The sequence below is a fragment of the Acinetobacter higginsii genome (assembly GCF_000369845.1).
Lineage (GTDB): Bacteria > Pseudomonadota > Gammaproteobacteria > Pseudomonadales > Moraxellaceae > Acinetobacter > Acinetobacter higginsii.
Genome location: NZ_KB850214.1, coordinates 344,355 through 357,962 on the forward strand (window position 1 = coordinate 344,355; position 13,608 = coordinate 357,962).

General features: G+C 41.0%; 14 protein-coding genes. 10 read left to right on the forward strand and 4 right to left on the reverse strand.

Annotated features, from left to right (window positions below):
• Positions 1–32 precede the first annotated feature (32 nt).
• Together F885_RS10735 and F885_RS10730 are read right to left on the reverse strand one after the other, a co-directional pair.
• On the reverse strand, positions 33–503 hold the full coding sequence (locus tag F885_RS10735; protein ID WP_004661600.1) for an Lrp/AsnC family transcriptional regulator: 471 nt from the start codon (positions 501–503) through the stop codon (positions 33–35).
• 458 nt (positions 504–961) lie between these two features.
• A complete protein-coding gene (locus F885_RS10730) occupies positions 962–1,732 on the reverse strand; it encodes a glutathione S-transferase family protein (RefSeq protein WP_005189386.1) in 771 nt (256 codons plus the stop codon).
• Positions 1,733–2,091: 359 nt separating this feature from the next.
• Here F885_RS10730 and F885_RS10725 point away from each other — a divergent pair, with 359 nt between their 5' ends.
• The 7 genes from F885_RS10725 to ychF all read left to right on the forward strand — a co-directional run bounded on the left by F885_RS10725 (position 2,092) and on the right by ychF (position 9,723).
• On the forward strand, positions 2,092–3,303 hold the full coding sequence (locus tag F885_RS10725; protein WP_005316171.1) for an SfnB family sulfur acquisition oxidoreductase: 1,212 nt from the start codon (positions 2,092–2,094) through the stop codon (positions 3,301–3,303).
• 13 nt (positions 3,304–3,316) lie between these two features.
• Positions 3,317–4,540, forward strand: coding sequence for an SfnB family sulfur acquisition oxidoreductase (locus tag F885_RS10720; protein WP_005316173.1), 1,224 nt, complete (start codon positions 3,317–3,319; stop codon positions 4,538–4,540).
• A complete protein-coding gene (locus F885_RS10715; RefSeq protein ID WP_005316176.1) occupies positions 4,540–5,952 on the forward strand; it encodes an LLM class flavin-dependent oxidoreductase in 1,413 nt (470 codons plus the stop codon). The genes F885_RS10720 and F885_RS10715 overlap by 1 nt, the downstream gene beginning before the upstream one ends.
• 27 nt (positions 5,953–5,979) lie before the next feature.
• Entirely contained in the window at positions 5,980–6,810 is an 831-nt protein-coding gene (locus F885_RS10710; protein ID WP_005316178.1) for a MetQ/NlpA family ABC transporter substrate-binding protein, read from the forward strand.
• Between the two features lie 11 nt (positions 6,811–6,821).
• A complete protein-coding gene (locus F885_RS10705; RefSeq protein WP_005316180.1) occupies positions 6,822–7,892 on the forward strand; it encodes a methionine ABC transporter ATP-binding protein in 1,071 nt (356 codons plus the stop codon).
• Positions 7,873–8,532 (forward strand): methionine ABC transporter permease, encoded by a 660-nt coding sequence (locus F885_RS10700; protein ID WP_004962596.1) that lies wholly within the window; start codon positions 7,873–7,875, stop codon positions 8,530–8,532. The genes F885_RS10705 and F885_RS10700 overlap by 20 nt, the downstream gene beginning before the upstream one ends.
• Before the next feature lie 99 nt (positions 8,533–8,631).
• Positions 8,632–9,723: a redox-regulated ATPase YchF gene (ychF, locus tag F885_RS10695; RefSeq protein WP_005271118.1), complete on the forward strand. Its 1,092-nt coding sequence runs from the start codon at positions 8,632–8,634 to the stop codon at positions 9,721–9,723.
• Between the two features lie 51 nt (positions 9,724–9,774).
• Here the strand turns inward: ychF and F885_RS10690 are convergent, their stop codons facing one another.
• Positions 9,775–10,722, reverse strand: coding sequence for a GlxA family transcriptional regulator (locus tag F885_RS10690; protein ID WP_005316182.1), 948 nt, complete (start codon positions 10,720–10,722; stop codon positions 9,775–9,777).
• Positions 10,723–10,824: 102 nt separating this feature from the next.
• On the opposite strand from F885_RS10690, the gene F885_RS10685 reads away from it, so the two are divergent.
• Positions 10,825–11,604, forward strand: coding sequence for an alpha/beta fold hydrolase (locus F885_RS10685; protein WP_005316184.1), 780 nt, complete (start codon positions 10,825–10,827; stop codon positions 11,602–11,604).
• A 102-nt stretch (positions 11,605–11,706) separates the two neighbouring features.
• Here F885_RS10685 and F885_RS10680 read toward each other — a convergent pair whose 3' ends face one another.
• The gene (locus tag F885_RS10680; RefSeq protein WP_005316186.1) at positions 11,707–12,240 is read right to left on the reverse strand and encodes an Mpo1 family 2-hydroxy fatty acid dioxygenase; all 534 of its coding nucleotides are present in this window, start codon (positions 12,238–12,240) and stop codon (positions 11,707–11,709) included.
• Positions 12,241–12,347: 107 nt separating this feature from the next.
• Here F885_RS10680 and F885_RS10675 point away from each other — a divergent pair, with 107 nt between their 5' ends.
• Positions 12,348–13,052 carry a Crp/Fnr family transcriptional regulator gene (locus F885_RS10675; protein ID WP_005316188.1) on the forward strand — a complete coding sequence of 235 codons (705 nt, stop codon included), beginning with the start codon at positions 12,348–12,350 and terminating at the stop codon, positions 13,050–13,052.
• Between the two features lie 203 nt (positions 13,053–13,255).
• Positions 13,256–13,573 carry a hypothetical protein gene (locus tag F885_RS10670; RefSeq protein ID WP_005316191.1) on the forward strand — a complete coding sequence of 106 codons (318 nt, stop codon included), beginning with the start codon at positions 13,256–13,258 and terminating at the stop codon, positions 13,571–13,573.
• Positions 13,574–13,608: the final 35 nt, after the last annotated feature.

Here is a 13,608-nt window from a genome sequence, read left to right on the forward strand (position 1 = left end):
CTGTAAAAAATGCATCTTTTTAGATGCATTTTTTATAGCTTATTTAAAAGTTTATAGCAGTTAAAGACATTATATTCTTTGATCACGAAGCTTGAATGTAGTGCGACGACACTGTCAATCTTACCAATACGGCGTAATAGAATTTCACTATAGTCATCCATATTACGTGCGACCAATTCCAAAATAAAATCTGCACTCTGCCCTGTCACGAGAAAGGCATTGGTCACTTCTGGAATATCTTCAATTTCTTGTAGGAATTTATCAAAAGTTTCACTATCGTGTTTGCTCAACGAAACCTGCAAAAGAATATGCAAACTAAAACCGAGTTTATTAAAATTAATTTCGCGTTTGAGCTGTCCCATCACTTGGGATTCGATCAGATTTTTAATGCGACGATGCACTGAACTAACCGAAAGGTTAATACGTTCTGATAGCTCATTCAGATTGACATCTTCATGGGTCAAAATTTCAAGAATTTGTTTATCAAAACGATCCAATTCCATTCTACAGTCCTCACTTTCAATCGATGTTTTTATCGGAACTGCTCACTCAGTAATTTTTAAGGGTCAAGGGAAAACATTCGTTTAACTTTTGACGATGCTGCATGGATAACGCAAACATGATTCCGATAAACTTTTGGTTTATCTTTGTCTCAAAGCCGAAACAAGACCTTTTGAGCAACTGTTCAACTGATCTCCCAATAGTTGAACAACTCGTTTCGATCCCCATCACACCCTGAAACATAAGATAACAAAGCCTTTTCACAATTATTTCCCTCTTTTCAGTTTTTTTAAAGTAAATTTGGCAATAATTTCTAATATTTTCTGCTTAAAACGAATTTTCTTTTAAAAATTAATTTTATTCCCTAATTATTTTTTGCTTTATCAATAGTTTTTCAATTTTATTTCCCATAAAAAAGCCCCGATTTTATTCATCAGGGCTTTTCGACTCAAAATTTGATTTACAAACCACGCCAATCGACGCGTGCATTACGCTCAGTCGCGTAAATACGCTGAACGTATTGCCCAATCGGTAGGTCTGATAAATAGTCATAATATTGCTTCAGTTCGCCATCAAACTGTTCAATATCGTCATTCTCGAGTTCCCAAGGCGTGCCTTTGATCACCAATAACGGTGCAAGAATAGAACAGACTGAAATATCCGCTAAACCAAGCCGATCACCGACCATATAACGCCCTTGATTATCAATCAAACGCTGATTCAGATCGCTAATCAACTCGGTCATACGCAACTTGGATTGAGCAACTTTTTCAGGGCTCAATTTATAGTTCGTCGAAACCAGACTTTTTAATATTGGTTTCGAAATCTTCTCAAACTGACGTAAATAGCCTTGTTCACCCATCATGATTTCAAGTGGATGATCACCCACTGACAGTGCATGTGCCAATGACCAGCGACGAACATGTACACCAAGTTCATCAGTCAATTTGTCGATTTCTAAAGCTTGCTCACGTAACTGCTCATCACGTCTCAATAACGCATGTTCAGGATAGGTCGTATCAAGATATAAAGCGATTTGTGTTGAATCAGCAACCCACCGCTTATCATCTTTCAGCATTGGCAATAAATATTGCCCAGACTTTAGATAAGTAAACGCACGATGGAAACCTGGAATTAAATTATGTGCCACATAGTCCAATTCCTTATGATCTAACAACCAGCGAGCTTTTTCACAATAGTGGGACAAAGGAAATTGATATAAAACCCGCATAAACTCTCCAAATTTATTTTTCTACTCGATCAAACATAAGGTTTTCCCTACTTTAGAAGTAAAAGTTAATGAATACAATGTCCTTTTCGTTCGATCTTTTTGAATTCTGGCGAAGTCGCTTTATAAATTTTCATGGTGAGATTATTCCTCTCATTCATAGAAAATGAATTTTTATACTGTTTAACAAACCAGCATAAAAATTCAAATTATTGTTTTATATAAATATTTAATATTAATTTTTCTGTTATTTTTCTCATAAAAAATGCTTAGGAATTATTGTGATATACAAGCCATAACTGATGGTTTAGTTGAAAAGTAAAACTTTTGTAAAGTGTCTCTTATCTATTAGAGGTGCTCACATGTCCAGTAATCAATCAGTGATTCAAGTTCAAACACAACTGATTTCAAATGATCAGCAGGCCATTAATGCTGCCTATCAAGTTGCTGACTTTGCATTAGAAGATCGAAATAATCGAGATCAAAATCGTGTTTTACCCACCGAACAAATCATTCAGTTTAGCCAAAAAGGTCTCGGTGGAATCCGTGTACCGCAACAATATGGTGGTGCTTTTGTCTCCAATAAAACCTTAGCCCATGTGTTTCGTATTTTAAGTAAAGCCGATGCCAATGTTGGACAAATTCCACAAAACCAATTTGGCCTTCTAAATTTTATCAATATCACTGGTTCAGATGCACAAAAGCAGTTTATTTACGCTGAAATTCTGGCAGGCAAACGCATTGCCAATGGTGGACCTGAAAAAAATTCCAAAGATACCAAAGCCATTCAAACCACTTTAAGCTTGGAAAATGGTCAATACCTTTTAAATGGGGAAAAATTTTACTCAACTGGAACCAGTTTTGCAGATTGGTTAGCGATTCGTGCCTTACATCCAGATGGCTATACTGTATTGGCAATTGTTGATCGACATGCTGAAGGTGTTGAAGTGATTAATGACTGGAATGGCTTTGGTCAACGTACTACAGCCAGTGGAACAGTAAAACTACGCAATGTTGTAATTGATCCTGCACTATTTTTTGATGAGCGCATTATTGCCGACACTCCAAATGTTCGAGGTGCCTATTCTCAACTTTTACAGGTTGCGATTGATGTTGGCATTGCCGAAGCAGCTTTTGATGACACCTTATCCAGTATTCGTAAAGCACGTCCCATTATTGATGCAGGTGTAGAAAAAGCCAGTGAAGAACATTACACCCTACAAGAAATTGGTAAGCTCAATATCCTGCTCGATGCTGCCATTTTATTACTGGACGATGCTGCCGAATATCTAGATGAACTGGATCAAATCGCTAAGATTTCTGCCGAGCAAGCCGCGCGTGCCTCTATTTTAGTGGCAGAAGCAAAGATCTATGCCAATGATGCTGCTCTGCATATCTCAGAAAAATTACTGGAACTTGGTGGAAGCCGTGCCAGCCTGAGCCAACATAATCTTGATCAGCATTGGCGCAATGCTCGCGTACATACCTTACACGATCCTGTGCGTTGGAAATTCCATGCCATCGGTGACTATTACCTCAATGGTACACACCCTGCCCGCCATGCATGGATTTAAGGAGCAAATCATCATGACCTCATATCAAGAATTACAAGGTTTTGCCAAAACCAATTTTAAAGCGGCGCATGTTATTCAGAGCGATGTCGAAGCACTGGAAATTGCGACTCAACTCAGTCAACAGTTTAAACAAGCGGCAGTTGAACGCGATGCCAATCGAAACTTGCCGTTTACTGAAATCGAAACCTATAGTCAGTCAGGTTTATGGGCGATTACGGTACCTAAACAGTATGGCGGTGCAGAAGTTTCCAGCCTAACCGTAGCTAAAGTGATTGCGCTGTTTAGTGGTGCGGATGGCTCAATCGGTCAGATTCCACAAAACCATTTTTATGCATTGGAAGTATTGCGCAATACTGGTACGGAAGCGCAAAAGAAACGCCTCTATCAAGAAGTGTTACAAGGTGCGCGTTTTGGTAATGCGCTGGCTGAATTTAAAACCCGTACCTCTGCACATAAGCAAACCACACTGATTCCAAGCGAAAACGGTTATCTGATCCAAGGGGAAAAATTCTATTGCACCGGGAGCCTATTCGCCCATCGTATTCCAACACTAGTGGTTGATGAAACAGGTAACGAATTTTTGGCTTTTGTACAAAGAGACAGTCAAGGATTAGAACTGATTGATGACTGGTCTGGCTTTGGGCAACGGACTACGGGCAGTGGTACAGTAAAATTTAATCAGGTCTTCGTTGCCAAAGAAGATGTGATTGCTTTTGATACTGCGTTTAAGCAACTGTCTTTGGTGGGGCCATTTGCTCAAATCATGCATGCCGCGATTGAAGTCGGGATTGCCCGTGCAGCTTTTGAAGAAACACTGGAGCGTGTGCGTGTCGCCCGCCCTTGGATTGATGCCAATATTGATTCAGCTACTCAAGACCCCCTAACCCTGTCTGAGCTGGGTCGTGTGGCAACCGATGTCAAAGCCAGCGAATTACTCCTCAAACAAGCAGCTCGATCTGTTGATGCTGCTAAATATGAGTTGAATGCTGAGACCTTAGCCAAAGCCTCAATTGATGTCGCCAAAGTTCGTGCACATAGTACTGAAACAGCATTAAAGGCATCATCGAAATTGATTGAGTTAGCGGGTAGTCGTGGCAGTCAACGTGCTGATGGTCTTGATCGTCACTGGCGCAATGCGCGTGTACACACCTTGCATGATGCTGCACGCTGGAAATATTACTTTATCGGTAATTATGTGTTGAATGGCATTCTGCCGCCACGTCGGGGGACTTTGTAATGAGTCAAACGACTGCTAAAAAAATCTTGTTAAATGCCTTTGATATGAACTGTGTCGGTCATATCAATCATGGCTTATGGACGCATCCGCGTGATCAATCACATCGCTTTAATGAACTGAGTTATTGGACTGAACTCGCACAAACTTTAGAACAAGGTTTGTTTGATGGCTTATTCCTTGCAGATATTACAGGTGTTTATGATGTCTATCAGAATGGCATCGATCTCACCCTGAAAGAATCGATTCAGTTACCAAGTCATGATCCTTCTACCCTAATTTCGGCGATGGCTTTGGTGACACAGAATTTAAGCTTTGGCGTGACCGTCAATCTCAGCTATGAACAGCCCTACCAATTTGCACGGCGCTTTGCCAGTCTCGATCATTTAACCCAAGGTCGTTTAGGCTGGAATATTGTCACAGGCTATCTGGATAGTGCCGAACGCCTAATTGGGCAAAAAGGCTTAAAAGATCATGATGCGCGTTATGATCAGGCCGAGGAGTTCCTACAGCTTTGCTATAAATACTGGGAAGGCTCTTGGGAAAATGACGCTCTAAAGAAAGACAAGCAACAGCGCGTTTTTACTGATCCAAATAAAGTCCACTCGATCAATCATCAAGGGCAGTATTATCAAAGCCAAGGGGTATTTCAGGTTGCGCCGTCGGTACAACGTACGCCAACACTCTTCCAAGCAGGTGCTTCACCGAAAGGACTACAGTTTGCCACACGTCATGCCGAATGTATTTTTATTGGTGGTGATCAGCCTGAAAAGATTCGTCAGCAAGTTAATAAAATACGACTACAAGCACAGCAACAAGGTCGAGATGAAGATGCGATTAAAATCTTTGTCGGCATTACCGTCGTTGTGGCTGAAACACATGAACTCGCCCAGCAAAAACTGGCTGAATATCGTCAATATGCCAGCCCTGAAGCAGGTTTAGCACATTACGCCAGTTCAGTCGGTATTGACCTTGCCAAGTTTGCAGATGATGAAGCGATTCCTTATCAAAAGAGCAACAGCATTGCTTCCGTCAATGAAAAGTTTAAAGAACAGCGCATCAGCAAAAATGATCTGAAAGCACAGCATGTGCTGGGTGGACGTTATCCCCTGATTGTCGGTAGCGGTACTGAAGTTGCGGAATACCTGATTGAACTGCTTGATCAGACCGGCATTGATGGTTTTAACCTGACCCGTACGGTTGCACCTGAATCACACCATGATTTTATTCGACTGGTGATCCCTGAGTTACAGCAACGTGGACGTTATAAAACTGAATATGCCACAGGTTCACTGCGAAACAAACTGTTTGCCCAAAGCGATCATTTAGCCGCAAGCCATCCTGCTGATCAGTTCCGATGTAGACCGCACAACAACGCAGATGACCTAAAAATAATTGAAGAAATTAGTGCTTAACATTTAAGAAAAGAATTGGAGAAATATATGGCTCAAACAGCCTCTAAAAAATGGCTTGGTATTGGCCTTATCGTCGTTGTTGCGATTATTGCCTTATTGATTTGGAATAAACAAAGACAGAACCATAGCAGTGAACTGGTGATTGGGATTAGTCCTTCTTTTGCTCATCCACTGCAAGTTGCAGCAGATGAAGCCAAACAACAAGGTTTGAATGTCAAATTAGTCGAGTTTTCCGACTGGAATACGCCTAACATCACTTTGAATCATGGTGATATCGATGCGAACTTTTTTCAGCATCAACCTTTTTTGGATAATGCCATTAAAGAAACTGGCTTTAAATTAAAGTCATTTGCTGCGGGTGCGGCTTCACATGTTGGACTGTATTCAAAAAAATATAAAAGTTTTGATGAACTCCCGAATGGTGCCACTGTTGCGATTCCGAATGATCCTGTCAATCAAGGCCGTGCGCTATTACTGTTACAACAAGCCAAGTTGATTGAGCTGAAAGATAGCAATAATCATCTTTCAGCACTGAAAGACATTACAGCGAATCCGAAGAACCTGAAATTTACCGAAGTTGAAGGCCCACAAACTGCACGTGCCATTGATGATGTTGATCTCGCTTTTGGCTATCCACATTACTTACGTTTAGCCAAAACGGCTGATCCTGAAAGTGCCTTATTGTTTGATGACAACACCAATAAACGTTATGCGATTTTATTTGTGGTGCGTGATGACTATCAGGACAAAGACAACAAGCTACAGAAATTTGTCGAGATTTATCAAAACTCACCCAAAGTTAAAGCGGCCTTGGATAGCGATTTTGGCAAGACACTGTGGTTCCCAGGTTGGAAATAAGGAGAACAATCATGGTGAGTTTTGGTTCACAGGTCGATTTTTCAGTACCGCATCTGAAAATACGCGGTTTAAATAAGTTTTATGATGTACAGGGCCAACGCTTACATGCCTTAAAAGAGATTAATATCGATATTCCCAAAGCACAGATTGTTGGGATTATCGGAAAAAGCGGTGCAGGTAAATCCTCCCTACTGCGTACCTTAAATGGATTGGAGTCGATTGATACAGGCAGTATTTTGATTCACCAACAAAATATTGCTGAACTCAGCCACGCCGAGTTGATCAAAACTCGGCAGAAAATTGGCATGATTTTTCAGCATTTTAATTTAATGTCTGCCAAAACGGTGTGGGAAAACGTAGCTTTACCACTCCGTATTGCGGGTTATGACAAGGCTGAGATCGAACAACGCGTCACCGAGGTACTGACGCTAGTGGGATTAGAGGCAAAGCGAAATTATTACCCTGCTCAATTGTCTGGTGGACAGAAACAACGTGTTGGTATAGCACGAGCCTTGGTTTCTCAGCCCGAGATCCTGCTCTGTGATGAAGCCACCTCAGCACTGGACCCTGAAAGTACCGCTAATATTCTGTCCTTATTGAAACAGATCAATCAGGACCTTGGTTTAACTATTGTCTTGATCACCCATGAAATGCAGGTCATCCAAGAGATTTGCGATCAAGTCATCGTAATTGATCAAGGTGAAATCGTTGAGTCTGGGCAAGTCTGGTCGGTATTTTCCAATCCACAACAACAGATCACGCAGGAATTACTTAACTTTGAACAGGTGAATTTACCCTTTGAGTTGAGCCAAACCATTCTGCCTCAGAGTACGCATCAGATTTTAAAATTAAAATATGTCAGTGAATCGAAATCGGTGCCTGATTTATATGAACTATTGGATGGCTTTAATAGTCCCGTTCAGGTGTATTACAGTCAAATTGATAGCATTCAGCAACGTACCATTGGCTCATTGATCATCGGAATTCGCAATCTCGACTTTGATCTAAACCGCTCACAATCTGAAAAACATCCAGCAATAACACAACTTGAGGTGATCGGTTATGTACAATCAACTCATTGATCTATTACTGACAGGAACCACCGATACTTTAATCATGGTCGGTGTTTCTGCGATTCTCGCTTTTTTGATTGGTCTGCCAATTGCCTTAATTTTGGTGAGTACTGCTGATTTTGGGATTTATCCTTCCAAGAAAATCAATCAGTCTTTAGGCTGGATCATTAACATCACTCGATCAGTCCCCTTCCTGATTTTGATGGTAGCTTTGATTCCATTTACCCGATGGATCGTCGGTACCAGTTACGGCGTCTTGGCTGCGATTGTCCCCTTAACCATTGCTGCTATTCCGTTCTTTGCCCGTATTGCAGAGGTCAGTCTACGTGAAGTCGATCAAGGGTTAATTGAAGCAGCACAGGCGATGGGCTGTAACCGCAAGCAGATTCTTTGGCATGTATTGCTTCCTGAAGCTTTGCCAGGAATTGTTGCAGGTTTTACCGTGACCATTGTCACCATGATCAGTTCCTCTGCCATTGCAGGTGCCATTGGTGCAGGTGGTTTGGGCGATATCGCCTATCGTTACGGCTATCAACGTTTTGATATGCAAGTCATGCTGGCGGTGATTTTAGTCCTGATTGTTCTGGTCATGTTGGTACAAACCACAGGCGATAATATTGCCAAACAGCTCGATAAACGCAAAGTTTAAGCTCGAAATAAAAATCCGCACTCGCCATGACCTGACTTTGTCATGGCTTTCATGTAAAATCAGCAGCAATTTTTAAATAACACATTTGTGAGTGGTTTCATGGGTTTTAATTGCGGTATTGTTGGTCTGCCAAACGTAGGTAAATCTACATTGTTCAATGCATTAACAAAGGCAGCGATTGCAGCTGAAAACTTTCCGTTCTGTACCATTGAACCGAATACAGGTATTGTCCCTGTTCCAGATCCACGCCTAGACAAACTTACAGCGATTGTTAAACCGCAACGTGTTATCCCGACCACGATGGAATTTGTTGATATCGCAGGTTTGGTTGCTGGTGCATCAAAAGGTGAAGGCTTGGGTAACCAATTCCTTGCCAATATCCGTGAAACAGATGCGATTGCACACGTGGTTCGTTGTTTTGAAGATGAAAACGTGATTCACGTAAATGGTAAAATTGACCCATTAGATGACATCGCAACCATCAATACTGAACTTGCACTTGCGGACCTTGATACTGTTGCAAAAGCGTTATTACGTTTAACTAAAGCGGCAAAAGGTGGCGATAAAGAAGCGCTTGCAACTAAAGCAGTGTTAGAAAAAATCCAACCTTTACTTGATGAAGGTAAACCAGCGCGTGCAGCTGACCTTTCTGACGACGAACGTAAAGCCGTTCGCGGTTTCGGTTTAATGACACTTAAACCAACGATGTATATTGCCAACGTGGCAGAAGACGGTTTTGAAAACAACCCGCACCTTGAAGCAGTAAAAAAACTTGCTGCTGAAGAGAATGCCATTGTTGTACCACTTTGCAACCAAATCGAAGCTGAAATTTCATTATTAGAAGATGAAGATCGCGCTGAATTCTTGGAAGCGATGGGCATGGAAGAACCAGGCTTAAACGTGGTGATTCGTGCAGGTTATAGCTTACTTGGCTTACAGACTTACTTCACTGCGGGCGTACAAGAAGTTCGTGCTTGGACTGTGAAAGTTGGTGCAACTGCACCGCAAGCGGCTGGTGTGATTCATACCGACTTCGAAAAAGGCTTTATCCGTGCTGAATGTGTGGCATATGATGACTTCATTCAATACAACGGTGAAAGCGGTGCCAAAGAAGCTGGTAAATGGCGTTTAGAAGGTAAAACTTATATCGTTCAAGATGGCGATGTTTTACACTTCCGTTTTAATGTATAAATCAGTGTTTTGATTTCCAAACCGCCAGTAATGACCTTATTGGCGGTTTTTTTATTTTAGCCATTGGCTTGGGGTACAACCTGTTATTTTCTTAAATACGCGGATAAAGAAACTGACATTTTCATAACCCACTAGATAGGCAATCTGCTGTACATTCATCTCAGAGGTTAATAATAGTTTCTTGGCCTTATCTACCCTCACCTGCTGTAAATATTGATTAGGTGAAATCTGTGTCGCTAATTGAAACCGCCGTTTTAAATTTCGCTCACTAAAATTAAATTGCTTGGCCAAATCAGCAATACGATTTTCCTGAGAAAAGTTGATATCAAGCCAATCTTGCACCTGCAACACGGCTTCATCACAATGATTTCGAAAATTTGGCAGTACAGGATTGAGTTCTTGTGGAGCGTGCATTAATAAATGACTGGCACAGAGTTGTGCAAAATAATCCCCTTTCTGTTGCGCCACAATGCCCAACAAAGCATCAAACGTTCCAAGCAATGTACCTGTCGTATAAATCTGCTCGCTTTGCAGATAGTTTCGATTGGCAGTAAAAGAACTTTGAGGAAACAACCGTTTTAGTTCTCGCAGAAACGCCCAATGGGTCGCAAGCAGGACATGCTGCAATTGCTGAGTGGCCGCCAAAAAATAAGCAGCTGTTGTGAGCGCGAGAATTGGTGTTTGTTGCTGTATTTGACTTGTAAGCCAGTCGACCAAGTCATCATTTTCTTCTTGAATCTGAATAAGCCGATTCCCTTCAAAACTGGGAAGAATGACTAAATCATAAGTTGTCTCCCTTCTAACTTTGTCATCGACTTCGATACTTGGACCACTGGCACTTGTTTTGGCTAAACCATCTAGACTGATCATCTCAACTTGATAGCTTTCGGCTAGACCTTGCCGGATTGATAGTAAATTAACGACATGAAAGAAATCTTTCAGCATCATCACACTCATGGCCCAACACCCATCATAGACAATAATGGCGATTTTTTTCATTTTAATGGCACGATCAAACTATCCTTATTCACGATTATAGCTATATCAGATCGTTAGTTTTTTATTATTCTTTGATCAATTTATACACTTGGCCTCGCTTCAATGTCACTTTTGCATAGCACAGAACAAATACTTGCGATAAAGCATGCACATGTCTTTCTAAAGATGTGGCAGCCACAAGACACACGTTACCAGACTCCAATCCTATTGCTGCATGATTCGCTTGGCAGTGTGCAACTCTGGCGGGATTTCCCAGAACGACTCTCGGTCGCAACCCATCGAACTGTAATTGCCTATGATCGTTTGGGCTTTGGCAAATCTGATCCTATTCTCTCTAAGCTATCTCATCATTTTATTCAACAAGAAGCCGAAGTGGTTACTGAACTTTTAAATCAACTTGAAATACCACAAGTGATTGCGCTTGGTCATAGCGTCGGTGGTGGTATGGCGGTCAGCTTTGCAGCACAAAATCCTTCACGATGTACAGCAGTCATTACGCTTGCAGCACAAGCCTATGTTGAACAGGAAACACTGGATGGTATCACTGCGGCTAAAAAAAAATTTCAACAACCTGAACAACTGCGACGCCTAGAAAAATATCATGCTGAAAAAGCACAATGGGTTTTAGATGCTTGGACAGAAACATGGCTTTCTACTGAGTTTCGAGATTGGTCGTTACAATCAGATTTGCAGGCAGTCTCCGCTAAAATGCTGATCATACATGGCGAGCATGATGAATATGGCAGTGTAGAACAACCCAAACGATTGGCTGAATATACCCACGCTGAAACGAATATCCTCCCGCAATGTAATCACTTCCCCCATCGAGAACATCCCGAATTAGTCATCGAAACGATTCAGAAATTTATTGCTCAACTTTAACCGCTTTCAAAAGCGTACTGATATCACTCGCTATAAGTGCTCTTTCATCCAAATAAAAAAGCCGACTCATCCTGATATCGGCTTTTACATCAAGCTAACAACTTAAGACACCGTCTGCGGCTTCATATCCATTTCAGCGCGTTTCATTTGAGCTTCTTTTAAAATCCGTTGATGCAACGGCTTACGGAAACCTAGTAAGAAAACAAATTCAGCCAAAACAAATAAAGGCCCAATTGCCAAACCGATCAGATCATCAACAAAGGCTGGTTTTTTCTTTTCAAAATAATGACCCACGAATTGGAATACCCAACCCACCACAAAGATACCGATACTCGCACCTAGCCAACTCCACATTGGTAAAGCCGCAATTTTCACAGCCAATGGATAAGCCAAGACAAATAAAATCAGCATCAAAATACCAAACAACTTATCCAATGAAATATAATAAATCGTACTTAGGACGATAAGCAGCATGGCTAAAGTAATTGAAAAGCCAGAAATTTCTACGCCAGTACGCGCTGTTAAACACAGAATAGAAAATACAATTAAAGGAATCCCCACAAAATGGGTCACAACATTATTTCGATCTAAGTGATAAGCCGCATATTGACTAAGTAGACGTTCCAAATTTGTCATTTCTCATTCCTCATATAATTCGTTTATGCTGTTAATCTATAAGAAATATTGCAGCGAAGTTGTCATGTAGCTGACAAATGGATTTATTTTTCTCAAAGGAACTCGTTGTGCTAGATTCGATTTATATCCAACATTTGCAGCAAAACTCATGGTTTAGCCATCTAGCCGAGCCTTTTCAAAATTTTATTATTGAACATGGTAAGAAACATATCGTCGAGAAAAATGCAGCCGTTTTTAGTGCGCAAGATCGATTTGATGGAGTTTATGGCGTATTGGAAGGCTCAATTAGCTTGGGTTATATAGACGTCAATGGCAATGAAGCGATTGCTGCAATTGCTGAACCGATCATGTGGTTTGGTGAAATTTCCCTCATCGACCAGCAACCCCGCTCACATGATGCGATTGCATTGAAGAAAAGCGTGGTTCTACAAATACCAGCACAACCACTCAATGATTTCTTGCTACAGAATCCGTATTACTGGTACTACTTTGCCTTGCTGACCAGTCAGAAACTACGCTATGTATTTTTAGAGCAAATTGCGATTCAAACCCAAAGCATTACCCAGCGTCTGGCACAACGCTTATTGTTTATTTTAGAGGGTTATGGAAATCGTTCGTTTATTCAGGATTTTAGTATTCAAATTTCACAAGACCAATTGGCCAATATGTTGACGGTATCTAGACAGACAGTAAATCAAGAGCTCAACCTGTTCGAAAAGCAAGGCGTCATTCAGCTTGGTTTTAAGAAAATCGAAGTCATTGATTTAGATCGACTTAGAAAATTGGCAACAGTCGGTCACCTAAAAGCATAAGTATAATGTCTTGTATTTTAAATGGATAAGCACAGCATTTTTTGCAATATGCTTTTAAGCTTAAACATAAATTAAAAGATAAACTCTCACTATAAAATACTACTGATGCCCTAAAATATTTCACAAAATCAGTCTGCTTTCCTGTCCTCAACACGCATACATTAAAGCTAAGCACTATCGCTTACCCGATGCAGATGACAATCATGAGAAAAATTGCAACGATTTTAACAGCAGGCCTATTTACAGTACTCAGCGCTAGCGCATTTGCCTGCCCGAAAGGAACTCAAATCCAAGGTGGTACAGGACCAAATCACAAAGGTGGCAAATGTGTTGCAACAAGTGTGGTAAAAACCAAGAAAGAAGCAACCAAAACAACAGATACTGCAAAGCATGACATGACGAAAATGAAAGATACTGCAAAACACGATGCGATGAAAGCAACAACAGATACGAAAAAAGCAGCCAGTACCACCGCAACAAAAGCCAAACAGGAAGCAGCAAAAACGGTCAAAACCTCATAAGCGTTTGATGTCTTTAACCATAAAAAAGCGAGATA

Coding starts and splice junctions, on each gene's coding strand:
- F885_RS10715 (WP_005316176.1), top strand. CDS start 4,540: ATGAGTCAAACGACTGCTAAAAAAATCTTGTTAAATGCCTTTGATATG.
- F885_RS10680 (WP_005316186.1), bottom strand. CDS start 12,240: ATGACAAATTTGGAACGTCTACTTAGTCAATATGCGGCTTATCACTTA.
- F885_RS10720 (WP_005316173.1), top strand. CDS start 3,317: ATGACCTCATATCAAGAATTACAAGGTTTTGCCAAAACCAATTTTAAA.
- F885_RS10705 (WP_005316180.1), top strand. CDS start 6,822: ATGGTGAGTTTTGGTTCACAGGTCGATTTTTCAGTACCGCATCTGAAA.
- ychF (WP_005271118.1), top strand. CDS start 8,632: ATGGGTTTTAATTGCGGTATTGTTGGTCTGCCAAACGTAGGTAAATCT.
- F885_RS10735 (WP_004661600.1), bottom strand. CDS start 503: ATGGAATTGGATCGTTTTGATAAACAAATTCTTGAAATTTTGACCCAT.
- F885_RS10725 (WP_005316171.1), top strand. CDS start 2,092: ATGTCCAGTAATCAATCAGTGATTCAAGTTCAAACACAACTGATTTCA.
- F885_RS10690 (WP_005316182.1), bottom strand. CDS start 10,722: ATGAAAAAAATCGCCATTATTGTCTATGATGGGTGTTGGGCCATGAGT.
- F885_RS10670 (WP_005316191.1), top strand. CDS start 13,256: ATGAGAAAAATTGCAACGATTTTAACAGCAGGCCTATTTACAGTACTC.
- F885_RS10710 (WP_005316178.1), top strand. CDS start 5,980: ATGGCTCAAACAGCCTCTAAAAAATGGCTTGGTATTGGCCTTATCGTC.
- F885_RS10700 (WP_004962596.1), top strand. CDS start 7,873: ATGTACAATCAACTCATTGATCTATTACTGACAGGAACCACCGATACT.
- F885_RS10730 (WP_005189386.1), bottom strand. CDS start 1,732: ATGCGGGTTTTATATCAATTTCCTTTGTCCCACTATTGTGAAAAAGCT.
- F885_RS10685 (WP_005316184.1), top strand. CDS start 10,825: ATGTCACTTTTGCATAGCACAGAACAAATACTTGCGATAAAGCATGCA.